The sequence below is a fragment of the Saccharopolyspora mangrovi genome (genome assembly GCF_035320975.1).
GTDB lineage: Bacteria > Actinomycetota > Actinomycetes > Mycobacteriales > Pseudonocardiaceae > Saccharopolyspora > Saccharopolyspora mangrovi.
Map to the genome: position 1 here is coordinate 100,998 of NZ_JAWLNX010000007.1, position 24,259 is coordinate 125,256.

21 protein-coding genes are annotated in these 24,259 nt (G+C 70.1%); 12 read left to right on the forward strand and 9 right to left on the reverse strand.

All coding sequences use genetic code 11. The features are described 5' to 3' along the window. The first annotated feature begins 18 nt into the window (after positions 1–18). Positions 19–1,527, forward strand: a complete 1,509-nt coding sequence (locus R4I43_RS12250) for an amino acid permease (RefSeq protein WP_324265716.1) — start codon at positions 19–21, stop codon at positions 1,525–1,527. 276 nt (positions 1,528–1,803) lie between these two features. On the opposite strand, the gene R4I43_RS12255 is transcribed toward R4I43_RS12250, so the two are convergent. Beyond that, a complete protein-coding gene (locus tag R4I43_RS12255; protein ID WP_324265717.1) occupies positions 1,804–4,515 on the reverse strand; it encodes a hypothetical protein in 2,712 nt (903 codons plus the stop codon). Between the two features lie 188 nt (positions 4,516–4,703). Here R4I43_RS12255 and R4I43_RS12260 point away from each other — a divergent pair, with 188 nt between their 5' ends. From R4I43_RS12260 to secA, 7 genes are all read left to right on the forward strand, one after another. Continuing rightward, positions 4,704–5,348 (forward strand): dTMP kinase, encoded by a 645-nt coding sequence (locus tag R4I43_RS12260; protein WP_324265718.1) that lies wholly within the window; start codon positions 4,704–4,706, stop codon positions 5,346–5,348. A gap of 139 nt (positions 5,349–5,487) precedes the next feature. Continuing rightward, on the forward strand, positions 5,488–6,165 hold the full coding sequence (mtrA, locus tag R4I43_RS12265; RefSeq protein ID WP_132672453.1) for an MtrAB system response regulator MtrA: 678 nt from the start codon (positions 5,488–5,490) through the stop codon (positions 6,163–6,165). 239 nt (positions 6,166–6,404) lie between these two features. After that, positions 6,405–8,144 (forward strand): MtrAB system histidine kinase MtrB, encoded by a 1,740-nt coding sequence (mtrB, locus tag R4I43_RS12270; protein ID WP_407691238.1) that lies wholly within the window; start codon positions 6,405–6,407, stop codon positions 8,142–8,144. Beyond that, the gene (locus tag R4I43_RS12275; RefSeq protein ID WP_324265719.1) at positions 8,144–9,865 is read left to right on the forward strand and encodes an LpqB family beta-propeller domain-containing protein; all 1,722 of its coding nucleotides are present in this window, start codon (positions 8,144–8,146) and stop codon (positions 9,863–9,865) included. Before mtrB ends, R4I43_RS12275 begins: the two co-directional genes overlap by 1 nt. A 52-nt stretch (positions 9,866–9,917) precedes the next feature. After that, positions 9,918–10,601, forward strand: coding sequence for a ComF family protein (locus R4I43_RS12280; RefSeq protein ID WP_324265720.1), 684 nt, complete (start codon positions 9,918–9,920; stop codon positions 10,599–10,601). A 418-nt stretch (positions 10,602–11,019) separates the two neighbouring features. Next, complete coding sequence (gene hpf / locus R4I43_RS12285; protein ID WP_324265721.1) at positions 11,020–11,703, forward strand: ribosome hibernation-promoting factor, HPF/YfiA family; 684 nt, start codon at positions 11,020–11,022, stop codon at positions 11,701–11,703. Between the two features lie 226 nt (positions 11,704–11,929). Further along, complete coding sequence (gene secA, locus R4I43_RS12290; protein ID WP_324265884.1) at positions 11,930–14,809, forward strand: preprotein translocase subunit SecA; 2,880 nt, start codon at positions 11,930–11,932, stop codon at positions 14,807–14,809. Between the two features lie 79 nt (positions 14,810–14,888). On the opposite strand, the gene R4I43_RS34305 is transcribed toward secA, so the two are convergent. Further along, positions 14,889–14,963, reverse strand: a complete 75-nt coding sequence (locus R4I43_RS34305) for a 50S ribosomal protein bL37 (protein WP_372448851.1) — start codon at positions 14,961–14,963, stop codon at positions 14,889–14,891. A 213-nt stretch (positions 14,964–15,176) separates the two neighbouring features. On the opposite strand from R4I43_RS34305, the gene R4I43_RS12300 reads away from it, so the two are divergent. After that, positions 15,177–16,670: a PAS domain-containing sensor histidine kinase gene (locus R4I43_RS12300; RefSeq protein WP_093413760.1), complete on the forward strand. Its 1,494-nt coding sequence runs from the start codon at positions 15,177–15,179 to the stop codon at positions 16,668–16,670. A 279-nt stretch (positions 16,671–16,949) separates the two neighbouring features. Here the strand turns inward: R4I43_RS12300 and R4I43_RS12305 are convergent, their stop codons facing one another. Then, entirely contained in the window at positions 16,950–17,204 is a 255-nt protein-coding gene (locus R4I43_RS12305) for a WhiB family transcriptional regulator (RefSeq protein WP_093413759.1), read from the reverse strand. A gap of 246 nt (positions 17,205–17,450) precedes the next feature. Further along, the gene (locus tag R4I43_RS12310; RefSeq protein WP_324265723.1) at positions 17,451–18,377 is read right to left on the reverse strand and encodes a diacylglycerol/lipid kinase family protein; all 927 of its coding nucleotides are present in this window, start codon (positions 18,375–18,377) and stop codon (positions 17,451–17,453) included. A 434-nt stretch (positions 18,378–18,811) separates the two neighbouring features. Here R4I43_RS12310 and R4I43_RS12315 point away from each other — a divergent pair, with 434 nt between their 5' ends. Next, positions 18,812–19,240: a hypothetical protein gene (locus tag R4I43_RS12315; RefSeq protein ID WP_324265724.1), complete on the forward strand. Its 429-nt coding sequence runs from the start codon at positions 18,812–18,814 to the stop codon at positions 19,238–19,240. A 1-nt stretch (position 19,241) separates the two neighbouring features. Here the strand turns inward: R4I43_RS12315 and R4I43_RS12320 are convergent, their stop codons facing one another. The 4 genes from R4I43_RS12320 to sodN all read right to left on the reverse strand — a co-directional run bounded on the left by R4I43_RS12320 (position 19,242) and on the right by sodN (position 21,401). Beyond that, a complete protein-coding gene (locus R4I43_RS12320) occupies positions 19,242–19,709 on the reverse strand; it encodes a GNAT family N-acetyltransferase (protein WP_324265725.1) in 468 nt (155 codons plus the stop codon). 77 nt (positions 19,710–19,786) lie between these two features. Further along, on the reverse strand, positions 19,787–20,374 hold the full coding sequence (locus R4I43_RS12325; protein ID WP_324265726.1) for a histidine phosphatase family protein: 588 nt from the start codon (positions 20,372–20,374) through the stop codon (positions 19,787–19,789). 69 nt (positions 20,375–20,443) lie between these two features. Then, positions 20,444–20,740 carry a hypothetical protein gene (locus R4I43_RS12330; RefSeq protein WP_324265727.1) on the reverse strand — a complete coding sequence of 99 codons (297 nt, stop codon included), beginning with the start codon at positions 20,738–20,740 and terminating at the stop codon, positions 20,444–20,446. A 253-nt stretch (positions 20,741–20,993) separates the two neighbouring features. Then, positions 20,994–21,401, reverse strand: a complete 408-nt coding sequence (gene sodN / locus R4I43_RS12335) for a superoxide dismutase, Ni (protein WP_324265728.1) — start codon at positions 21,399–21,401, stop codon at positions 20,994–20,996. 78 nt (positions 21,402–21,479) lie between these two features. Between sodN and R4I43_RS12340 the strand changes: the two genes are divergently transcribed. Further along, entirely contained in the window at positions 21,480–21,794 is a 315-nt protein-coding gene (locus R4I43_RS12340) for a S24 family peptidase (RefSeq protein ID WP_324265729.1), read from the forward strand. Between the two features lie 52 nt (positions 21,795–21,846). Here the strand turns inward: R4I43_RS12340 and R4I43_RS12345 are convergent, their stop codons facing one another. Further along, a complete protein-coding gene (locus tag R4I43_RS12345; protein WP_324265730.1) occupies positions 21,847–22,458 on the reverse strand; it encodes a dTDP-4-dehydrorhamnose 3,5-epimerase family protein in 612 nt (203 codons plus the stop codon). Positions 22,459–22,937: 479 nt separating this feature from the next. Between R4I43_RS12345 and R4I43_RS12350 the strand changes: the two genes are divergently transcribed. Next, positions 22,938–24,137, forward strand: a complete 1,200-nt coding sequence (locus tag R4I43_RS12350) for an NAD(P)-dependent malic enzyme (RefSeq protein ID WP_407691233.1) — start codon at positions 22,938–22,940, stop codon at positions 24,135–24,137. Positions 24,138–24,259 lie beyond the last annotated feature (122 nt).

Genomic DNA, 24,259 nt, shown 5'->3' on the forward strand with positions numbered 1-24,259 from the left:
CTTGATGAGGAGGCGACAGTGCCAGGCACTGGGCTGTGGCGAACCAAGTCGGTAGAGCAATCCATTCTCGACACCGACGAACCGGACACCAAACTACGCAAAAATCTGGGCACCTGGGACCTGATCGTCTTCGGCGTATCGGTCGTGATCGGTGCCGGCATCTTCACGCTCGCAGCACGCACGGCGGGTGACGTCTCCGGACCGTCGGTGTCGCTGGCCTTCGTGCTCGCCGCGATCGCCTGCGGCCTCGCCGCGCTGTGCTACGCCGAGTTCGCCTCGACGGTGCCGGTCGCGGGCAGCGCCTACACCTACTCCTACGCCACGTTCGGCGAGTTCATCGCCTGGATCATCGGCTGGGACCTGATCCTGGAGTTCGCGGTCGCCGCCGCGGCCGTGGCCAAGGGCTGGTCGGTGTACCTGGAGCAGGTGCTCGAACTGATCGGCGTGGCCGTGCCCACGGTGCTGCCGCTCGGGCCGCTGCAGTTCGACTGGGGCGCGCTGCTGCTGGTCGTGGTGCTGTCCACGCTGCTGGCGGTCGGCACGAAGCTGTCCGCCCGGGTCTCGCTGGTCATCACCATCATCAAGGTGGCCGTCGTGCTGCTGGTGATCGTGGTGGGCCTGGCCTACATCAACGCGGACAACTACACGCCTTTCATCCCGCCGGCGCAGCAGGCCACTGAGGACAGCCCGGCGATCGAGCAGTCGCTGCTGTCGCTGATCCTCGGCGGCCAGACCAGCAACTACGGCGTGTTCGGCCTGCTGGCCGGTGCCTCGCTGGTGTTCTTCGCGTTCATCGGTTTCGACATCGTCGCGACCACCGCGGAGGAGACCAAGAACCCGCAGAAGAGCGCTCCGCGCGGCATCCTGGGCAGCCTGGCCATCGTCACGGTTCTGTACGTGGCGGTCGCGCTGGTCGTGACCGGCATGGTGCCCTACACCGACTTGGCGACCGCCGAGGACGGCACCCGCTCCACGCTGGCGACCGCGTTCGCGCAGCACGGCATCACCTGGGCGGCGGCGATCATCTCCGTCGGCGCGCTGGCCGGTCTGACCACTGTGGTCATGGTGCTGCTGCTGGGCCAGACCCGCGTGCTGTTCGCGATGTCGCGCGACGGCCTGATGCCGCAGGGCCTGGCCAAGACCTCCAGCAAGGGCACGCCGGCCCGCGCGACCATCCTGGTCGGCGTGGTGGTCGTCCTGGCCGCGGCCTTCTTCCCGGCGGACAAGCTGGAGGAGATGGTCAACGTCGGCACGCTGTTCGCGTTCGTCCTGGTCTCGCTGGGCGTGATCGTGCTGCGGCGGACCCGTCCGGACCTGCCGCGAGGCTTCAAGGCCCCGCTGGTCCCGCTGGTGCCGATCCTGGCGATCCTCGCCTGCCTGTGGCTGATGCTGAACCTGACCGCTCTGACCTGGGTCCGGTTCCTGATCTGGATGGCCGCCGGCGTGGTGATCTACTTCGTCTACGGCCGGTCGCACTCGCGGCTGGGCAAGAGCGACGTCGCCAACGGCGGATCCGTCACCGGCTAGCGGCGAGCGAGCACGCGAGAGCGGCGCCATCCCCGTCCGGGGGTGGCGCCGCTCTTCGCGTTCCAGGGCCTCTTCGAGCTGTTGCCTCCAGCGGGCGGTTTTCCGCTGAAACCGACCGGACAAAGAGGACGTCGTGGCGGGAGCTGTCCGCTGGTGACGGGGACCGTCGCCGCCTCAGCGGTATCCGCGGCTGAGGTGCGAAGCGCCCCTCGCGCGTGGTGCGAGGGGCGCGGTCGAGCAGGCAGGAACTGGAGCCCGGCGGCGGGTCGCTGCAGGTCAGCTGTCGCTGGAGCGGAGGGAGGAGCCCCGCTCCCACGGGGCGATGCGGCCGCGGGGCTCGGTGATCTCCGGGAGCACCGACGGCTCCGAGCGGGGCTCGGAGTCCTGCTGGGCCGGCAGCTCCGGGGCGTCCTCCGCGGTCTCCGCCTGCTCCTCGTGCGACTGCTGCTGCGGGACCTCGGCCTCGGCCGCTCCCTTGCGCAACGACCGGATCGACCTGCCGCGCTTGGACTTGGCCGCGGTCTCGCCCGGTGCGCGCTGGGGCAGCTCCTCGACCGAGTCGGAGATCGACCCGCCGTCGTCGCCCTGCGGCTCCAGCGACGTCCCGGAACCGATCGCGCGAGGATCGGGCGCGGACGGGATCTGCGGGGCCTCCGGCGTCGACAGCGGCAGCGCCGCACCGCGAACCGGCCGCTCCAGGCCCGCCGCCATCGCCACCGCGCGATCCCACTCCGGATCACCGCTGTAGTCCGAATGCCCCAGCACGCCAGGGAGCCACCGGCGGCACGAGAACGGCCCCCGCTGCGGATCCGGCAGCCAGTGGTCGCCACCGAGCACCAGAGCACCCGTCGGACCGCGCGTCGCCGCGGGCAAGGGGCCCTCCGTGCCGTCGCCGCGCAGCCCGACACCGATCAGCATCCCGTTGTAGACCTGCCGGTTCCAGGTGGTCACGGCCCCGCCCAGCGAGTCCGTCCCCCGGCACAGCGACCGCCACCGGTCGCCCAACCCACCGGCCAGGTCCCGCAGCGCCGAGTGCGGCACCACGCCCGGGAAGGCGCGCGGATAAGCCCACTGCAGCTGCGAACCCGCCGTCACCAGGCCCACGCGCTCGCGGTCGGACTCCGGCAGCGTCTCCAGCAACCGTGCGGCCGCGACCGCCGCCAGCAGGCTGCCCTGGCTGTGACCGACCAGCACCACGCGCGTGTTGGGGTCCGACAGGTGCTCGGTGGCGCGGTCGGCGAGCTCCGGGATCACCTTCAGCGCGTAGCACGGCGGCACCACTGGGTGCGCCTCGCGCGGCCAGAACAACGCCAGATCGCCCAGCACGCCCAGGTAGCGGGCGGTGTCCCGCTTCGTCGCCGCGAGGAAGACCATGCGCAGCAACCCGACCGCCAGACCGGCCAGCGCGATCACGCCGATCGCGCTCAACCACGAGGTCCGCGGCATCCCGGCGAACCGGGCCGCCAGGCTCGCAGCCGTGCTGACCGTCAGCACCCCGGCGATCACCAGGAACAACTGGTGCGAGTAGCGGCGCTGCAGGTCGGCGAACTTCCAGGCGCTCGCGGCCTTGCGCTGGTCCTCCTTGCGGCCGGCGTGCAGCAGCGCCACCTCGTCCGGGATGGGGTCGCCGTCCTCGCTGCGCCGGAACCGCCGGACCAGCAGCCACGGCACCGCCACCAGCAGCGCGACGGCCAGCAGCACCACGGCGGTGCCCCAGAAGATCGTCACGTCGTCGAACGCCGCGGGCAGCTGCAGCGGAGCCGCGCCAGGGGACCGCGGCACGCTCAGCGTCTGCCGGACGCTGAGCGCCAGACCCGCGCCGAAACCGTTGCCCAGCATCGCCGCCAGCATCAGCACCGGCGCGCTCATCCAGCCACCGGCCCACGGCCGCAGCTGCTTCGGCGAGGACTTCCACTCGCTGCGCGCCAGCAGCGAAGCCGGGACCAGCAGCACCGCGACCGCCACGCAGGTCAGCACCAGCAGCGCGGTGATGGTGTCGATCGTCGCGCCGGAACCGGGCAAGGGACCCACCAGCTCACCCGGCAGCAGCGCCACCGACGCGACCAGCGCACCCGCGACCGACATCAGCACCTGCCGGGACCGCCGCCCGAGCAGCGCCCGGAAAACCCTGCTGGTCTCCCGCATCCCCGCCGGATCGTCCAACCCCGCGGTGCCCACGACCGAGACCACCAGCAGCGCCGCCGCCACCAGCCAGCGGGGGTCGAAGCTCCACGACAGGGGGCCGCCCAGCGCCACCAGGGCCACAGTGGACAACGCCGCCGCCACGTGCAGCGCGCGCAGCGCGGGAGTGTCCGGATCGGACACCACGTTGCCGCCCGGCAGCATCGGCGCCAACGCCGAGTGCTGCGGACTGTCGTCCTTCGGCGCCGAAACCCGCCAGGACACAGTGGACAGCCGGTGCATCAGCACCACGACCAGCACCACCGGGAGCAGCAGCACGACCGAGCGCAGCACGTCGACACCGCGCAGCGCCTCCGGCACGAAACCCATGCACCGCGCGCCGGGCGCCAGGCACTGCGCGGCCACCAGGTCGAGCCCGATCACGGTCAGCTGCGCGACCATCAGCATCGTCAGCAGCAGCGCGGAGATCCGCAGCAGCCCGCGCAGCGCCGAGCACAACCAGCGGCTGACCGGGTTGTCGGTGCGCGTCGGCGGCAGCATCCAGTGCGCCATGTTGGCCAGCGCGAACGGGAACAGCAGCGCCCAGGTGGCCTTCGCCAGCCCACCCGAGGTCATCGCGCCCCACACGTAGCCCTCGACGATCCGGGGCACCGAGCGATCACCGGCGTTGAGCATCGGGCCCGGAACGGGACGCCGCAGCCGGTCGGCCGGCCGCATGATGCGCCCCACGCCGTCCCCGGCCACGTCCACCGACGCCACCGAGTCGGTCAGCTCGTCGCCGGTGGTGCCGAGGATGCCGTGCACGCGCAGCTCAACGACGCGGGTGTCGGGCCCGGGTACTTGCACAGGGGTCCTCCCGAGCAGGTCGTGATCATCGAACGCCGTGGTGATTCTCCATCGCGAGCCCGCACATGGCGACCTCTACGCGAACGATTGTGATCGTCCCGGCAGGTGCTGTCATGATTTCGATCGTTTTGCGGAGCTGCACCGGTGTCGGCGAAAGGTGCCCGCCGGCCTCGGCTAACGTTTCCGACGTGGGACGACTCATCGTCATCGAGGGACTGGACGGCGCCGGGAAGCGCACTCTGGCCAGGGGGATCACCGCGGAGCTGACCGCCAGGGGGCGCACCGTGTCGAGCGCGGCGTTCCCGCGCTACAGCGAGGACGTGCACGCCGAACTCGTCGCAGAAGCCCTGCGCGGCGAGCACGGCGACCTCGGGTCCTCGGTGCACGGCATGGCCGTCCTCTACGCGCTGGACCGCAGGGCGGCGGCCGACGCGCTGCGCGCCGACCTCGACGCCCACGACGTCGTGCTGCTGGACCGCTACGTCGCCTCCAACGCCGCCTACGGCGCCGCGCGGCTGCACCAGCACGCCGACGGCGAGTTCACCGCCTGGGTCCGCGACCTGGAGATCACCCGGTTCGGGCTGCCCGAACCGGACCTGCAGATCCTGCTGCGGGTGCCCGCCGAGGTCGCCGCCGGCCGCGCCGAGCACCGCGAGCGCACCGAAGCCGACCGGGCCCGCGACCGCTTCGAATCCGACACCCCGCTCCAGCAGCGCTGCGCCGAGGTCTACGCCGAGCTCGCCGACGCCGGCTGGTGGAGCCGGTGGGTCGTCGTCGACGGCGCCGCCGACGTCGACTTCGGGGCCCTGGTCGACGCGCACGTCCTGAGCTGAGGCTTGAAGTCCACACCACAGCGATGCTGCTCCATTCGGCGGTACTGGTTCCGCTAATCCGGTGTCGAGTTCGCGACCTGCGACGACACCCGGCGGGTGGATGCACGGACGCCAAGTGACAAGTGCAACGATGTGGTGCATGAAGGCACGCGTGCTCGTGGTGGACGATGATCCGGCCCTGGCCGAAATGCTGACCATCGTGCTCCGGGGAGAGGGGTTCGAGACGGCCGTCGTCAGCGACGGCACCAAGGCGATGCCCGCCTTGCGCGAGCTCAAACCCGACCTGGTCCTGCTGGACCTGATGCTGCCCGGCATGAACGGCATCGACGTTTGCAAGGCGATCCGGACCGAGTCCGTGGTGCCCATCGTCATGCTCACCGCCAAGAGCGACACGGTGGACGTCGTCCTCGGCTTGGAGTCCGGCGCCGACGACTACATCGTCAAGCCCTTCAAGCCCAAGGAGCTCGTCGCCCGGTTGCGCGCCCGGCTGCGCCGCACCGACGCCGAGCCCGCCGAGGTCCTCACCATCGGCGATGTGATCATCGACGTCCCCGGCCACGAGGTCACCCGCGACGGCCAGCCGATCGCGCTGACCCCGCTGGAGTTCGACCTGCTGGTCGCGCTGGCCCGCAAGCCGCGCCAGGTGTTCACCCGCGAAGTGCTGCTCGAACAGGTCTGGGGCTACCGGCACGCGGCCGACACCCGCCTGGTCAACGTGCACGTGCAGCGCCTGCGCTCCAAGGTCGAGCGCGACCCGGAACGCCCCGAGGTCGTGCTCACGGTCCGCGGTGTCGGCTACAAAGCCGGCCCCCCGTGATGAATCTTGTTCCAGTGGTTGCTTTGCTTGGCGGTGCGGGTAGCGGAACCTGAGACGCCGTCTGGACTCCGTGCGCCACTCCTTGAGTATGTCAATACGCGGCGTCGCGGCGTACTCGCCAGACGACGTCTCAGAACCCGCGGCGGTGCCGGCTGCGAGGGTGGGGTACAGAGGAAGCGGCTCCGCCGCTTGCCGGTGGTGTCGAAGCAGGTGCTGCCCAAAGGACGGTTGCCGTGAGCGTGTGGACGCGCCAGAGCCGCTGGTTGCGGTGGGTGAGCGGTCGTGTCCGCGAGGAGACGCGCGCCCGCTGGCACCGCTTCGAGGCGCTGTGGCGGCGGTCGATGCAGCTGCGCGTGGTGGTCAGCACCCTCGCGCTGTCGCTGGCCGTGGTGATCGTGCTGGGCATGGTGCTGCAGTGGCAGATCACCTCGCAGCTGCTGGACTCCAAGGAGCGCGCCGCGATCCAGCAGGCCGAGGTCAGCCTGCCGATCCTGGAACGCGAGCTCACCGCCGTCGACCCCAACTCCGACAGCGTCGCCGAGCAGCTGCAGGCCGCGCTGAACCGGCTGACCACCTCCTCGTCCGGCCAGTCGACCACCGAGACCGTCGCGGGCGCCTTCACCCCGGTCCTGGTCGACGGCCGAGCTCCCGGTGAGCGCAGCAAGCAGCCCGCGGCCGGTCCCATCGAGGACGTGCCGGAGGACCTGCGCGGATTCGTCGAGCGCGGCCAGCTCGCCACCAAGATCTACACGGTGCAGCGCGACAACGGCCCGGTCACGATGGTCATCGTCGGCACCCCGGTGTCCAGCGCGACCCGCCCGCTGCAGATCTACCTGCTGTTCCCGCTGACCGCCGAGCAGACCACCCTCGCCGTCATGCAGCGGACCCTGCTGGTCAGCGCCATCGTGCTGCTGGCGCTGCTGGGCGCGATCACCAACCTGGTGACCCGCCAGGTGGTGCGCCCGGTGCGGCAGGCCGCGCAGATCGCCGAGCAGCTCGCCGAAGGCGACCTGGACAAGCGGATGCGGGTGATCGGCGAGGACGACGTCGCGCGGCTCGCCGAGTCGTTCAACGAGATGGCCGACAGCCTCAAGCAGCAGATCACCCAGCTGGAGGAGTTCGGCCAGCTGCAGCGCCGCTTCACCTCCGACGTCTCGCACGAGCTGCGGACCCCGCTGACCACGGTCCGGATGGCCGCCGACGTGCTGCACGCCTCCCGCGAGGAGTTCCCGCCCGGCCTGTCCCGCTCCACCGAGCTGCTCGTCGACGAGCTCGACCGGTTCGAACTGCTGCTGGCCGACCTGCTGGAGATCTCCCGGCTCGACGCGGGCGTGGCCGACCTGGCCGCCGAGAAGCTCGACCTGCACGAGATCTCCGAGCGCGCCGCCGAATCGGTGCGCGCCATCGCCGACACCAGCGGCGTCGAACTCCGCGTGTTCGCACCCGCCGACGGCACCGACCTCAACATCGTCGCCGACGCCCGCCGCGTCGAGCGCATCATGCGCAACCTCGTCGCCAACGCCATCGACCACGCCGAAGGCGGCCCCGTCGAGCTGCGCTTCGGCGGCAACGAGCAGGCCGTCGCGGTCACCGTCCGGGACTACGGCGTGGGCCTGCGCAGCGGCGAGGCCGAGCTGGTGTTCACCCGCTTCTGGCGCGCCGACCCCTCCCGGAACCGGCGCAGCGGCGGCACCGGGCTCGGCCTGTCGATCAGCCTGGAGGACGCCCGGCTGCACGGCGGCACCCTCGACGCCTGGGGCGAACCGGGCGAGGGCTCCTGCTTCCGGCTGACGCTGCCGCGCAAGCCCGGCAAGGAACCCGAGACCAGCCCGCTGTCGCTGCCCAGCACCCGGCGCATCGCCGCCCCCGAAGCCCTGCTGGCCACCGGGGTGGAACGACCGTCCGAAGGGGAGGGCGAGCAGGAGGTCCGCGACCAAGGGCCCGCCCGCCTCACCGAAGAGTCCTGGGAGGAGAAGTGATGGGCGCGCACCGATCACGCCGGCTGGCGGCCCTGCTGGTCCTGCTGCTGTCGGTGTCGGCCTGCGCGTCGATCCCGGAGAGCTCCGAACCCAAGGCGGTCAAGGAGGTCGACGGCAGCAACACCACGACCCCGATCAACCCGCCGCCGGACGACATCGACCCGCTGGCGCTGGTGCGCAGCTTCGTCGACAAGGCCGCCTCGCCCGCCAGCAACCACGAGTCCGCCCGCAAGCACCTGGCGCCGGCGATCGAGCGGAACTGGACCCCGCCGCCGGGCATGCTGATCGTGGAGAACGTCGACACCATCCCGGCCACCCCGCCGCAGCCGCTGCCCGAGGGCGTGCAGCTGGTGACGCTGCGGGCCGACCGGGTCGGCAGGCTGCTGGCCGATTCCTCCTTCGTGCCCGAGTCCGGCGAGCTCACCGTGGACGTGCGGGTGGAGCGCCAGGGCAACGGCCAGTGGCGGATCACCAACCCGCCTCAGGAGATGGTCGTCAGCAAGACGTCCTTCAGCGGCATCTTCCGGCCGGTCCCGGTCTACTTCCTCGACCACGACCTCACCGGCGTCGCCCCCGACCTGCGCTACGTGGTGTCCCAGCCGGCCAGCACGATGCCGCGCCGGGTCATCGACCTGCTCACCTCCGGTCCGTCGGAGGGCATGCGGCAGGCGATGCGCACCGCCATCCCGCAGGGCGTGCACCCCAAGACCAACACCAGCGAGGCCGCCGACGGCGCGCTGGAGGTCAACCTCAGCCAGCTCGGCGAGGTCACGCCCGACACCCGCAGGCTGATCGCCGCGCAGATCGTCTACACGCTCGAAGGCGTCAGCAGCGCGCGCGTGCGCATCAAGGAGGAGGGCATGCCGCTGCTCTCCGACGGCAAGGACCTGCGGCCCACCGACCTGGTGAACTACGAGACCGACAACCTGCAGCGCCCCGACCTGCCCGGCCTGGCCGTGGTCGACGAGCGCGTCCTGGTGCTCGACCGGCAGGCCCGGCCGATCTCCGGACCCGCCGGTTCCGGCGAGTACGACGTGGTCCGCGCCGGCCGGTCGCCGCACGGCGACAAGCTCTCCGCGGTCACCCGGCGGCCGGGCGGTGTGGCGCTGCGCGTGGGCGACTTCGGCGAGCAGCTCGCCGAGATGCCCACCGTCGGCAACTACATGAGCAAGCCGACCTGGCGCGGCGAGGAGGAGACCTGGACCGTTGTCGACGGCCGTGACGTGGTGCGCGTGGTCGACACCGGCGGCGAGTGGACGCCGCAGACCGTCGACACCCGAGCGCTGCCGCCCGGCAGGCCCATCACCGACCTGCGGTTGTCCCGCGACGGCACCCGCGCCGCGGCGGTGATCGACGGCCACGTGGTGATCGCCGGCATCGCCGAGCAGGACGGTCACGCCGTGCTGCAGCGACCGGTCGTGCTGCGCGCACCGCAGGACACGCGGGTCACGGGCGTCGAGTGGCGGCAGGACGAATCGCTCGTGGCGATCACAGACAGCAACAACTTCCCGGTCTTCGACCTGTCGGTGGACGGCTTCCGGTGGGAGCCCTACACCACGGCCAACCTGGGCCAGCCGCTGACCGCGGTCACCGTCGGCCCGGGCGGGCAGGTGGTGGTCGCCGACCGCCACGGGATCTGGCAGGCGCAGGACACCGACGACGTCTGGTCCTTGATGGACGCCCCGATCGGGGGCGCGTCGATCCCGTTCTACCCGGGCTGATCGGCCGACACGCGCCGGTGAGTCGGGTCGGCGATCGCGCCATGATCGGCCGGTGCTCACCCGACTTCGCGAAGCGATCTCCGGCCTGGTCGACCTGCTGCTGCCGCAGCACTGCGTCGGCTGCGACGTCGCGGGCACCGCGTGGTGCCGGGAGTGCGCGGGCGCGCTGGGCGCGCTCCGCCGGGTGCACCGGCCGCTGCTCGGCGACGCGCCGCCGGTGTTCGCCCTCGGCCGGTACCGGGGCACGGCGCGCCGGGCGGTGCTGGCCTACAAGGAGTCGAACCGCCGCGATCTCGCCGCTCCGCTGGGCGCGCAGCTGGCCGTCGCGCTCCGCTCGATCACCAGCGACCGCCCGCCGGGGGACGAGTGGTGGCTGGTCCCGGCGCCGTCGCGAGCCGTGGCGTCGCGACGGCGCGGCGGTGCCCACATGGCCCGGATCGCGCACCACGCGGCCACCGAGCTGACCGCCGCGAGGATGCCGGCGCGGGTGGCGGACTGCTTGGTGATCGCGCCGGGCGCCGCGGACTCGGCGGGGCTCACCCCGCAGCAGCGGCTCGACAACCTCTCCGGGCGGGTGCTGCCGCGCCCGCGAGGCCTGCCGCCGCCCGGCGCGCAGATCGCGCTGCTCGACGACGTGGTGACGACCGGCGCGACGGTCGCCGGCGCCGTGTCCACCCTCGATGCCGCGCAGCGTCCGGTCGCGCTGGTGCTGGTCCTGACCGCGACGGCGGGTTGAGCTCCTCGGGTGAAAACGTGAAACCTGATCGGACCAGGAACCGAACGGACCCCGCGTTCGTTCTCCGGGTGTGAGCTGGGTGAACAGTCTGGTCGCCACCCTGCGCAGAGCGACGACGCTACTTACCCGAACGGGTGAAACACCCTTTCGGCGGCTCACTCCGGGCACGCTTGCCACGCAGCGTGATCTGGTGCTTTCGGCTGCAAACATCACTCTCGGTGGATGCTTGACTTCGTCCGTCTGAGGGGGTGTCACAAATCGATAAACCGAGCTAACGTGGCGAACCAATCCGGCCGACCGAGGCGGAGGGAAGGAGCGAAAACCCGTGTCCCTGGCGCCTTAAGCGAGCTGATCTCCTTTTCAAAGGCGCCCCCGTGCACACCTCGCCTACGGAGCATGCAAGGAACGGAGGTCGTGAATGGATATCGTCGTCAAGGGTCGTAACGTTCAGGTTCCCGATCACTACCGGGAGCACGTCAACACCAAGATGACCCGGCTTGAGCGGTACAACCGGAAGGCCATCCGGGCGGAAGTGGAACTGTTCCACGAGAAGAACCCCCGCCAGGCCAAGAACTGCCAGCGAGTCGAGATCACTCTGAAGGGCAAAGGCGCTCCCATCCGCGCCGAAGCCTGTGCAGGCGACTTCTACGCCGCGCTCGACGCCGCGACGACCAAGCTGGAGAGCAGGCTCCGGCGCATGCACGACCGTAGAAAGGTGCACTACGGACAGCACAACCCCACTTCCGTGGCAGAGGCGACCGCAGCGATGGCGGACCGGTCGGTCGTGACCGGCTCGATCGGATCCGCATCCGGCGCGGCCGAAGGCCGCACCGCGCTGCTCGAAGCGCCCCAGGAAGCCCCCGAGCACGCCGCCGAGGTGCCGGGACAGCGCATGACCGAAGAGGACGAGTACGCCCCCGGGCAGATCGTGCGCGAGAAAGAGCACTCGGCCAAACCGATGACCGTTGACGAGGCCCTCTACCAGATGGAACTGGTGGGGCACGACTTCTACCTGTTCGCGGATGCCGACAGCGGCCGCCCCAGCGTCGTCTACCGCAGGAAGGGATTCGACTACGGCGTGCTCCGGCTCGCCGAGGCCTAGGAGGAGAAAGCGGCTGACGCCGCTCGCCCGACGCGGAAGGGCGAGTCTGCGCCACGCCCGACCCACACGGCTGTCCCCCGCGTACGGTGGTTCGCGGGGGACAGCCGTGCGTTGCGGTCCGCCAACGCTGGAACGACACAGGGCACACCCCCACAGCCAGCTCTAATACGATGGCCACAAAGCGTCCGTGACGGACGCGTCACGATCAGCTAGCGAGGTCGACCGGATGGTCCTGTCCCGACTGCTCCGCGCCGGCGAGGGCAAGATGCTCAAGCGCCTGCGCGCCATCGCAGCGCACATCAACGAGCTCGAAGACACCGTCGTCGGTTTGTCCGATACCGAGCTGCGGGGCAAGACAGACGAGTTCAAGCGCCGCTACAGCGACGGCGAGTCGCTGGACGAGCTGCTTCCCGAAGCTTTCGCCATCGCCCGGGAGGGCGCCAAGCGCACCCTCGGCCAGCGCCACTTCGACGTGCAGCTGATGGGCGGTGCCGCCCTGCACCTGGGCAACATCGCCGAGATGAAGACCGGTGAGGGCAAGACCCTGACCTGCGTGCTGCCCGCCTACCTCAACGCCATCACCGGCGAAGGCGTGCACGTGGTCACAGTCAACGACTACCTCGCCAAGCGCGACGCCGAGTGGATGGGCCGCGTGCACCGCTTCCTCGGCCTCGAGGTCGGCGCGATCCTCGCCGAGATGACCCCCGAGCAGCGCCGCCAGGCCTACGCCGCGGACATCACCTACGGCACCAACAACGAGTTCGGCTTCGACTACCTGCGCGACAACATGGCCTGGAGCCTCGCCGACTGCGTGCAACGCGGCCACCACTTCGCCGTGGTCGACGAGGTCGACTCCATCCTCATCGACGAGGCCCGGACGCCGCTGATCATCTCCGGCCCCGCCGACCAGTCGTCCCGCTGGTACCAGGAGTTCGCCCGGCTCGCCCCCCTCCTCAAGCGCGACGAGCACTACGAGGTCGACGAGCGCAAGCGCACCGTCGGCGTCACCGAAGAGGGCGTGTCGATCATCGAGGACCAGCTCGGCATCGAGAACCTCTACGAGGCCGCCAACACGCCGCTGGTCGGCTACCTCAACAACGCGCTCAAGGCCAAGGAGCTCTACCAGCGCGACAAGGACTACATCGTCCGCGACGGCGAGGTGTCCATCGTCGACGAGTTCACCGGCCGAATCCTGGCCGGCCGCCGCTACAACGAGGGCATGCACCAGGCGATCGAGGCCAAGGAAGGCGTCGAGATCAAGGCCGAGAACCAGACCCTGGCCACGATCACGCTGCAGAACTTCTTCCGCCTCTACGACAAGCTGGGCGGCATGACCGGTACCGCCGAGACCGAGGCGGCCGAGTTCCACGGCACCTACAAGCTCGGCGTGGTGCCCATCCCCACCAACGAGCCGATGGCCCGCCTGGACCAGCCCGACCTGGTCTACAAGGGAGAGCCCGCCAAGTTCGAGGCCGTCGCCGACGACATCGCCGAGCGCCACGAGAAGGGCCAGCCGGTCCTGGTCGGCACCACCAGCGTCGAGCGCTCCGAGTACCTGTCGAAGCTGCTCACCAAGCGCGGCATCCCGCACAACGTGCTCAACGCGAAGAACCACCAGCGCGAGGCCGCGATCATCGCCGAGGCCGGTCGCCTGGGCGCGGTCACCGTAGCCACCAACATGGCCGGTCGCGGTACCGACATCGTGCTGGGCGGCAACACCGACCACCTCGCCGACGCCGAACTGCGCCAGCGCGGCCTGGACCCGGTGGAGCACCGCGAGCAGTACGAGGCCGAGTGGCCCGCCGTGGTCGAGAAGATCAAGGCGCAGGTCGACGCCGAAGCCGACCGCGTCCGCGAATCCGGCGGCCTCTACGTGCTGGGCACCGAGCGGCACGAGTCCCGCCGCATCGACAACCAGCTGCGCGGTCGTTCCGGCCGTCAGGGCGACCCGGGCGAGTCCCGCTTCTACCTGTCGCTGGGCGACGAGCTCATGCGCCGCTTCAACTCCGCGATGGTCGAGACCGTCATGACGCGCCTGAAGGTGCCCGACGACGTCCCGATCGAGCACAAGATGGTCTCCCGCGCGATCCGCAGCGCTCAGACGCAGGTCGAGCAGCAGAACATGGAGATCCGCAAGAACGTCCTCAAGTACGACGAGGTGATGAACCAGCAGCGCACCGTCATCTACGACGAGCGCCGCCGGGTCCTGGCCGGTGAGGACCTGCACGACCAGGTCATGCACATGCTCAACGACGTCATCACCGCCTACGTCGACGCCGAGACCTCCGCCGGCTACGCCGAGGACTGGGACTTCGAGAAGCTGTGGAAGGCCCTGGGTTCGCTGTACCCGGTCGGCCTCAGCTGGGAGAGGCTGGTCGAGGAGGACGACGACCTCAGCAAGGAGCACCTCCTCGAGCTGATCACCGCCGACGCCAAGGAGGCCTACGCCAAGCGCGAGGCCGAGGTCGACGGCAAGGTCGGCCCGGGCGCGATGCGGGAGCTGGAGCGGCGCGTGCTGCTCAGCGTCCTGGACCGCAAGTGGCGCGAGCACCTCTACGAGATGGACTACCTCAAGGAGGGCATCGGCCTGCGCGCGATGGCGCAGCGCGACCCGCTGATCGAGTACCGCCGCGAGGGCTTCGACATGTTCGGCGCCATGCTGGACGCGTTGAAGGAGGAGTCGGTCGGCTTCCTGTTCAACGTCCAGGTCGAGGCCGCCGAACCCGAACCGGCCCCGGAACAGCCCGCTGTGCCGGTCTCGGTGAGCCAGGCGGGCAACGGAGTCCCCGAGGTCCCGCAGACTCCGCAGGTCCCGCAGGCGGGCGCTCAGCCCCAGGGCGCACGTGCCCGGCGCGCCAAGCCCGCCTCGGCCGGCCCGGCGCTGAGCCAGCTCGCCGGTGGTCCCGCCGAGGGCGAGCAGCCCCCGACCGCGCTGCGCGGCGGTGGCCTGCAGGCACCGGAGAACCAGCGGCTGAGCTACTCCGGCCCGAGCGAGACCGGTGACGTGCAGACCAACCAGGCCGCGGACGGCCCCGAGGCCCGTGGCGGCACCCGCCGCGAACGTCGAGCCGCAGCCCGAGCCGACAACAAGAAGAAGAAGCGCTGACGCACCCTCAACGCGAAGGGCCCCGGATCTTCTCGATCCGGGGCCCTTCGCTTCTCGGTCGCGGCGGAAGCCGCCGAGATCACGAGTTGGGGCGCTTGCCGTGGTTGGCCTTGTTCTTGCGCCGGTCCTTCTTCTTGCGCGCGCGCTTGCCCATAAGGCGACTCCCTCGAAAGTCGAGCTTCACTCCAGACCGGTGACCGCGAGTGATCAACTGACACCCGGTCTCCGCTGGGATTTCGAGGTTCCAGTCTGCCATGTCCGATACCTGCCGTCGGCGGGTGGTGGCGCTCGTGGTTTCCTAAGCGGGGGCCGATGGCCGCCGTGACGAGGAGGAAGAGATGGCCGAGGAGCCGACCGGAGGGCCTGCTTGTCCACGCTGAGTGATCTTCTCGCCGAACACACGGGACTGTCCGGCACCGCCGCCGACCACCTGCAGCTGGTGGTCGCCGAGTGGCAGCTGCTGAGCGACCTGTCGTTCGCGGATTTCATCATGTGGGTGCCGATCGGCCCGTCGGAGGCACCGGAGGACCGCTTCCTGTGCGTCGCGCAGGCCCGTCCCACGACGGCGCCCACCGCGCACCCGGAGGACGTGGTCGGCTCCGAGGTCACCCAGGACGACCACCCGCAGCTGCGGCGGGCCGCCCTGGAGGGCCGCATCTGCCGCGAGGAGGACCCGCGCTGGCACCTGGGAGTGCCGGTCCGGCGCGAGACCATCCCGGTGAAGCTGGGCGACGAGATCGTGGCGGTGCTCAGCCGCGACACGAACCTGGCCGTGCCGAGAGTGCCCAGCCCGCTGGAGATCTCCTACCTGGGCAGCGCCGCCGACCTGTGCCAGATGGTCGCCGACGGCACCTTCCCGACGCCGGAACCCGCGCCCGACGTGCACACCAGTCCGCGCGTCGGTGACGGCCTCATCCGGCTGGACAACTCCGGCACGGTCGTATTCGCCAGCCCCAACGCCCTGTCGGCCTACCACCGCATGGGCCACGCCGCGGACCTGGTGGGCGCGCAGCTGGCGCCGCTGACCCGGTCGCTGCTCAACGACCCCTTCGACGCCGACGAGGTCGCGCAGCGGGTGCGGCGGGCGATGGGCGGCGAGCCCAGCATGCGCATCGAAGCCGAGGCGCGGGGCGCGACGGTGCTGTTCCGCGCGCTGCCGCTGCGCCCGCGCGGCCAGTCGGCCGGCGCGCTGGTGCTGGTCCGCGACGTCACCGAGGTCAAGCGGCGGGACCGGGCGTTGATGTCCAAGGACGCCACGATCCGCGAGATCCACCACCGCGTGAAGAACAACCTGCAGACCGTGGCGGCGCTGCTGCGGTTGCAGTCGCGGCGCACCGGCAACAACGAGGCCCGGCTGGCGCTGGACGAATCTGTGCGGCGGGTCACCTCGATCGCGCTGGTGCACGAGACGCTGTCGATGTCGGTGGACGAGCGGGTCGACCTGGACGACGTCGTGGACCGGGTGATCCCGATGATGAGCGATGTCGCCGTCGCCGAAACCGGGGTGAAGGTCAGCCGCGGCGGGAAGTTCGGAGTGGTCTCGGCGGAACTGGCCACGCCGCTGGTGATGGTCCTGACCGAGCTGGTGCAGAACGCTTTCGAGCACGCCTTCCCGGAAGGGCAGGGCGGGGAAGTGGTGGTACAGGCGGAGCGTTCGGCGCGCTGGCTCGACGTCGTCATCTCGGATGACGGGCGTGGCCTGCCGAAGGGCTTCTCCCTCGAGCGCGCCGAACGCCTCGGCCTGCAGATCGTGCGGACCCTCGTGGAGTCGGAGCTCCGCGGGTCGTTGAGCTTGCGTGGCCGCGGTCATCAACGTGGTACCGAGGCGGTTTTGCGGGTGCCTCTGAAGTACCGACGGTGACGGCCCGTATGCTGGGCGCCACGCTGGTGCGTCGATCGCTCGGGTGACATCCCAACGCGCCTGGGACGTCGGGCCGATCGGGTCGGTTTCCCGGTTCCGGCTACCCCGTCACGATGGGGAGATCGGCTGGAACTGCGGGACCGACATCGACGCTGATCGGCCGAGAGCTACTAGTCGGGGTGGGTCAGTTCACGGTGCGAGGCCGTTGCGGCCGGGGCGAGACGGGCGGTCGGTCACCGGGGGTGCGACCGACCGGCCACGTGCTCAGCGAGCTGCTACTCAGGCGTTGGTGCGCGCCCGGGTGCGAGCGTTGCGCCGCTTGAGGGCACGCCGCTCGTCTTCGCTCATGCCGCCCCAGACACCGGCGTCCTGGCCGCTCTCGAGTGCCCACGCCAGGCACTGAGAGGCAACCGGACAACGGCGGCATACGGCCTTCGCCTCGGCGATCTGCAGCACAGCAGGACCGCTGTTCCCAACCGGGAAGAACAGCTCCGGGTCCTCGTCACGGCAAACCGCATCGTGGCGCCAGTCCATTGTTCCTTGCTCCTCGCTAGGCGCGCCCACGCGCGCCGATAGTTCGTTCGGGGTGTTTGTGAATGCTTTCACGGAGTCCGTGTGCTTGTGAATGCTTTCACGAACTGCCGCGATGTCAAGAGGTCGATCTCGAGCGGTGAGCCAACTCACCTGAAAGATCGACAGGCTTGACCAGGGGTTTCGGTGTGCTCCCGGACTCAGACGGGGGTCATGAGTCGGCAGCGACGTCCATCCGTTACGAGAAGGTTATACAGCGACGCGGAGAGCGTTCGGGACTGAGGAGAACTCGATCGCCGATCGCTCACCCAGGCAATCGCCGTCCACCTGCAGGCGCAACGGCTCCGTACAGGCTACGCGTAGATGGGGCACATCCGCAGCCTGAATTGAGTTTCTTCCGTGTGGTTTCCCTCTACCGCGTAGCATTTCCGCTACGTGTCGCAACACAGGGTAAGCGCTCATCTTGTGCAGCGCGAACACGCCGAGACCGGTGTCGAAGCTGGTCTCGGGGCTCATGCGCACCGGAGTGGAGCCCAAGTAGGTCCACGGGTCGGTGTTGGAGACGAACACGCTGTGTAGTAGCTCACTCGGTGCTTCGTCACCGATTTGCAAGGTGAGCTTCGGCTCCTCGCGGGCCATCCGGAAGTAGCAAGCCAGGGCGATCCGGGCATACAGGGCCGGGGTCGCCTCGCGGCCGCGGGCCCGCTGGCGCTCCATCTCGGCGACCACCTCGGCGTCCCAGCCGATGCCGGCGTTGAAGGTGAACCACCGCTCGTCGGCCTTGCCCAACCCGACCTGCCGCGTGCTGCGATCGGCCAGCGCGCGCATCAGGTGGTGCGTGGCGTCGACCGGGTCCTTGGGCAGGCCGAGCGCGCGGGCGAAGACGTTCGCCGATCCGCCGGGGACCACGCCCAGCGTCGGCATCGAGGTGTCGCCGGGCCCGGCGACCTCGAACATGCCGTTGACCACTTCGTTGACCGTGCCGTCGCCACCGTGCGCGATGACCAGGTCCGCACCGTCCCGCACGGCATCGCTCGCGGCCTCCGAGGCGTGCCCGAAGTGCCGCGTCTCCACGACGTCCAGCTTCAGCACGCTGGCCAGGGCGGCGGCGAGAACATCGCGGCCACTGGCTGTGGTGGAGGTCGCCTGCGGGTTGACGACGAGAACGGCGCGCACAACCGAAGCCTAAGCGAGACGGATTCGTGTCCGTCCAGCGCGGGGGCTCGGTTCCACGCGCGGTGAAGTCTCAACTGGGCTGCCCGGTCACCTCCGGCTCGGACGCGGAACGGGACCGGCCGAGGTGCGCGGCACGGGCGGGAGCGGCGTCTGAGCGCACCAGGAGCGGGTGCCTCGCGCCGTTGACCACCGGTTTCCGGTGACGGCCGGATGCGTAACCCCGGAACGCACCCGAGCGCTGTCCACCGGCTGCCGACGTGCACGCGGCGAGATCGACGGACACCCCGATTTCCGCGAACGCCGCTTCAGCCATGAGTCGATCATGTCGTCCCCGGGCCTGCGGCAGCTATGCGGCGATCGGGCGGTATTACCATCGAAAGCGCACACGCAGAGTCACTAGCGGGGTCGCGGCCCCGGTTGAAGCGAGGCCCCTCTTGTCCACCGAGACCGTTCCCCGCACCGTGCGCATCGCAGGCTTGCTGACCACGCTGCAGGCGGTGGTGGGCCTGCTGTTCGTCGTGGCGCTGCTGGTCCGCAGCACCTCGACCGACCTCGGCGGCGTCGGCCAGCTCGAACGCGGCGAGACCTGGGGTGAGGCCGGTTATTACGCCCTGCTGGCCGCCGGCGTGCTGGCCGCGGGCATCGGCCTGATCAAGGGCAAGCACTGGGCCCGCACTCCCGCGCTGCTGCTGCAGCTGCTGCTGCTCGGCACCGCCTGGTACGCCGCCGGCCCGTCCGGCCGGCCGCTGATCGGCCTGATCATCGCCGTGCCCGCGGTCGCCGTGCTGTGGTTCCTGTTCAACCGCGCGGGCCGCGAGTGGTCGTTCCACGCCTCGATGGCGCCCGACGCACGCGACGACTGACTCAGCCCCCGAAGGCGCTCAGGGCCTCGCCGGTGAGCCGGTAGACACTCCAGCCGTCCATAGGGAAGGCGCCCTGGGCCTTGTAGAAGGCGATGGAGGGTTCGTTCCAGTCCAGCACGGACCACTCCAGCCGCGCGTAGCCGCGCTCGACGCACTCCCGCGCCAGAGTCCGCAGCAGCTCCTTGCCCAGTCCCGAACCCCGCTGCTCCGGCCGCACGTAGAGGTCCTCCAGGTAGATCCCGTGCACGCCCTCCCACGTGGAGAAGTTCAGGAACCACAGGGACATCCCGACGACAGCACCGTCCACTTCGGCCACGTGGCCGAACAGCGCCGGGTCCGGGCCGAACAGCGCGGTCCGCAGCTGCTCCTCGGTCAGGTGACAGGAGTCGGGTTCCTCCTCGTAGCGGGCGAGCTCGTGCACCAGCTCCACCATCGTCGCCACGTCGTCCTCGCGAGCCCGCCGGATCATCCCGTCCTCCACAGCCTGCCGATCTGGTCCTCCGGTCCCATTCTGCGCAGCGGGCCCGACGGGGATCGCGGCAGGTCTCAGCCGTGCTGCCAGGCGGGGACGTTGGAGCGGTGGATCTGCGCAACGCCCCGGTCGTGCCCGAGGACGGTGATCCCGGCGGGATCGAGCGCGAAGTGCACACCTGCGGAGATCGGCAGGTTCAGCCAGCGGGCGATGAGGCAGCGGCTGAAGTGCCCGTGCCCGACCAGCACCACGTCGCGGCCGGCTTCGCGCACGCGCGTCAGCAGGTCGTCGGCCCGGGTGGCGACGTTGGAGGCGGTCTCGCCGCCGGGGCAGGGGTGGCTCCACACCGTCCAGTCCGGGTCGGTCTCGCGGATCTGCTCGGTGGTCAGACCCTCGTAGTCGCCGTAATCCCACTCCACCAGCAGCGGTTCGGTGACCACGTCGGAGAGCCCGGCGAGATCGGCGGTGCGCTGCGCGCGCTCGCGCGGGCTGCACAGCACCAGCACGGGCCCGGCGGGCCGCAACGCCGTCAGCACCTGCCCCGCTTGGCGCGCCCGCAGTTCACCTTCGACGGTGAGGGGGATGTCGGTGCGACTGGTGTGCTGGCCGGTCAGGGACCACTCGGTGGTGCCGTGCCGGAGGATGTAGACGCGCTGCTCCACGGATCGCAGCGTACGGACCCGCACGCGTTCCGCACGACGACGTCACCCGGGTCACCGAGTCCACATCGGTCAGTGCTCGTCGTAGTGCTCCCCGTGCGCGGCATGCCGGTGCCCGTCGTGGATGTAGTCGACGTGGTCGCCGTGCGGAACGGCGACGTGCCCGCAGTTCTCGCCGTGCACGTGCTCGTGGGACCCGTGCTCCTGGTGGCCACCGACCTCGCACTCGTCGTAGTGCCCGCCGTGGTCGACGTGCAGATGCCCGTCGTGGGCGTAGTCGACGTGGTCGCCGTGCGGAACGGCGACGTGCCCGCAGCCGGGTCCGTGCTGGTGGTCGTGACCGGTGTGCTCGCGGCATGCCGTGGTCATGGCTGCAACTCCCCGAGACGACGATGTCCGTGCAGGCCAGCCTATGACCGCGAAACGGCCCTCGCATGATCGTCACCGGCGGCCGCATGGGAACCTCCCGCGCGCTGCGACGTGAGCGTGGGAACCTTTCGCGCAGTTCCGGCGGGAGTGAGCGTGGGAACCTTCCTGCCACTCCGGTGATGGGGCCGATGAGCGCAAAAAAGAACGCCGACCGGCTTTCTCGCCGGTCGGCGTCCTCAATGGCTGCTGGAGATCAGCCCTTCTTGGTCTCCCAGAAGATCTTGTCGATCTCAGCGATGTAGTCCAGCAGCTCCTGGCCCTTGGCCGGGTCCATCGAACCCTTGGTGCCGGTGGCACCGGCGGCCTTGGTGGCCTTGTTGACCAGCTCGTGCAGCTGCGGGTACTTCTCGAAGTGCGGGGGCTTGAAGTAGTCGGTCCACAGCACCCACAGGTGGTGCTTGACCAACTCGGAGCGCTGCTCGGCGATCAGAATCGCGCGAGTGCGGAACTCCGGGTCCTCGTTGCCCTGGTACTTCTCCTGGATCGCCTTGACCGACTCGGCCTCGATCCGCGCCTGCGCGGGGTCGTAAACGCCGCACGGAAGGTCGCAGTGCGCGGTCGCCTCCAGGCGGGGGCCGAGGATGCGCGACAGGAGTCGCATGATTCCTCCCTGACAGTGAGTGCTCCGACGAGGCCGACCCTACTCTTGAAGATCCTCGACGTCCTACTGGAGGTGCCGGTGAAATCGCTCGGGCGGTGGCCGTTGCGCAGGTTGCGGGTTCGTGGACCCTCGATGGTTCCCACACTGCGGGACCAGGACGTCGTGGTGTTCCGGACCGGCGATCACGCCCGTGCGGGTGACGTCGTGCTGGTGCGGTGGGAGCACCGTCCCGATCAGCTGTCGGTCAAGCGCGCCGTGCGCCGGGAGACCGGCGGTTGGCACGTGGAGGGCGACAACGGTTTCGGCTCCACCGACTCCCGAGACCTCGGCCCGGCGCAGGTGCTGGGAGTGGTGCGCTGGCGGCTGTGGCCGTCGCCGGGCCGCGTGCGCTGAGGATGGGAACCTTCCTGTCACCGCCGCGGGAATGACGGGAAGGTTCCCCTCCTCACTCCGCGGTGCGCAGCGACTCGTAGTGCGCCAGGCAGGTGTTGAAGTCGGGCAGCAGGCCGCTGTCGGCGGCTTCGGCGAGGGTGGGGGCGTTGCGGTCCTTTTCGGACAGGATCGCTTCGCCGGTGAGCTCGGCGGCCCAGGGCAGGCCGAGCTCGGGGTCCAGCGGGTTGATGCCGTGCTCGCCGCTCGGGTTGTAACCGGTGGAGCACAGGTAGTTCATGACCGTGTTGTCGGTGAGGGCCAGGAACGCGTGCCCGAGCCCTTCGGCCAGGTAGACGGCCCGGTGCTGGGTGGAGTCGAGGTGGATCGCTTCCCACCGGCCGAAGGTGGGGGAGCCGACGCGGACGTCGACGACCACGTCCAGCAGCGCGCCCTGCGGGCAGTAGACGTACTTGGCCTGGCCGGGCGGGGTGTCGGCGAAGTGGACGCCGCGGATGACGTCGCGGGCCGAGACGCTGTGGTTGGTCTGGGCCAAGCGCAGCGGGTGCCCGGTGGCTTCGGTGAACGCCTGCTCCTGGAACGGGGCGACGAACAGCCCGCGGTGATCCGGGAAGGCCTTCGGGGTGAATTCGAACGCCCCGGTGATCTCGAGTCGACGTACCTGCACGAGCGCCGAGCCTAGGAGGCGTGATCGGGGCGCGTTCGGTGGGGCGGTGGGTTCCCGTGCTCGATCGCATCGCGGAAAAGGTGAGGTGGGCTCTCGTGCTTTTCCAAACAGTTTCGATTCAGATTCCGAAACAGGACAGTTGTACCGCATAACTGCGAATTGCAAACAGGACGCGCGTACTGCATCTCGTGTTCGGAAAATGTGACGCACGTACTGTGCGGATCCGTAAAGATCTCGCCTTTTTGCTGGTGAAGCGTGTGATCCCTGTCGCTGACACGGAATCAAAGGGCTGGCACACTAACTGGACCGCAGCGTCCACCGGAGCCGCTGTCCGAACAGGATGGCCGGTTCCGGTAATTCGAAAGACGCCTCCTTCACCGGTACGCCCGGGAGGTCGGCGTCGAAAGCGGCCGCAGAAGGCCGCATCCGCCCGGCTCGGATTGTGCTCGGGCCGCAGGCATGGCAACAGGAGGGACGCCGTGACCACCATGAACGAGGGCACCGCCAATGGAATCGGTGCCGAGCTGACCCACGAAGAGATCTTCGCCGCGCACGAAGGGGGCAAACTCACCGCTGCGGTGACCGCCCCGCTCGACAGCGCGCGCGACCTGTCGATCGCGTACACCCCCGGGGTGGCGCAGGTCAGCCGGGCGATCGCGAGCGATCCGTCCCTGGCCGACCGCTACACCTGGACGCAGCGGCTGGTCGCCGTGGTCAGCGACGGGTCGGCGGTTCTCGGCTTGGGCGACATCGGGCCGAAGGCCTCGCTGCCGGTCATGGAAGGCAAGTCCGCGCTGTTCAAGACCTTCGCGGGGCTCGACTCGATCCCGCTGGTCCTGGACACCAACGACGTCGACGAGATCGTGGAGACCCTGGTCCGGCTGCGGCCCTCGTTCGGCGCGGTGAACCTGGAGGACATCTCCGCCCCGCGCTGCTTCGAGCTGGAGCGCCGGGTCGTCGAGGCGCTGGACTGCCCGGTCATGCACGACGACCAGCACGGCACCGCCGTCGTGGTGCTGGCCGCGCTGCGCAACGCCGCCCGGGTCGCCGGTCGTGAGCTGGGATCGCTGCGCGTGGTCATCTCCGGCGCGGGTGCTGCCGGTGTCGCCTGCGCGAAGATCCTGCACACCGCGGGTGTCGGGGAGATCATCGTGCTCGACTCGCGCGGCGTGATCAGCGCCGGGCGCGACGGGCTCACCCCGATCAAGCAGGAGCTGGCCGAGTTCACCAACCCGCGCGGCATCACCGGCGGCCCCGCCGAGGCGATGCGCGGCGCGGACGTGTTCATCGGTGTCTCGGTCGGGCAGGTCCCCGAGGAGCAGGTGGCCTCGATGGCCGAGGACTCCATCGTCTTCGCGCTGTCGAACCCGGACCCGGAGATCCACCCGGAGATCGCGGGCAAGTACGCGTCGGTGGTCGCCACCGGGCGCAGCGACTTCCCGAACCAGATCAACAACGTGCTGGCGTTCCCCGGCATCTTCAAGGGAGCGCTGGACGCGGGTGCGCGGCGCATCACCGACGGCATGAAGGTCGCCGCGGCCGAGGCCATCGCGGCCGTGGCCGCCGACGACCTCAGCGCGGACTACATCGTCCCCTCGCCGCTGGACCCGCGGGTCGCCCCCGAGGTCAGCGCCGCGGTGGCGAAGGCGGCTCGTGCTGAAGGTGTGGCCACCACGTGATCAACGAACCCTGTCATCGACAGGTGGTTCGGCGGTAGTTTCTACACCGGCATCGAGTGGGGGCGGGGGGGTGCGGAGGGGCGCGCCCCGCCCCCCCCCGCCAAGGCCGCCGGGCGCGGGGC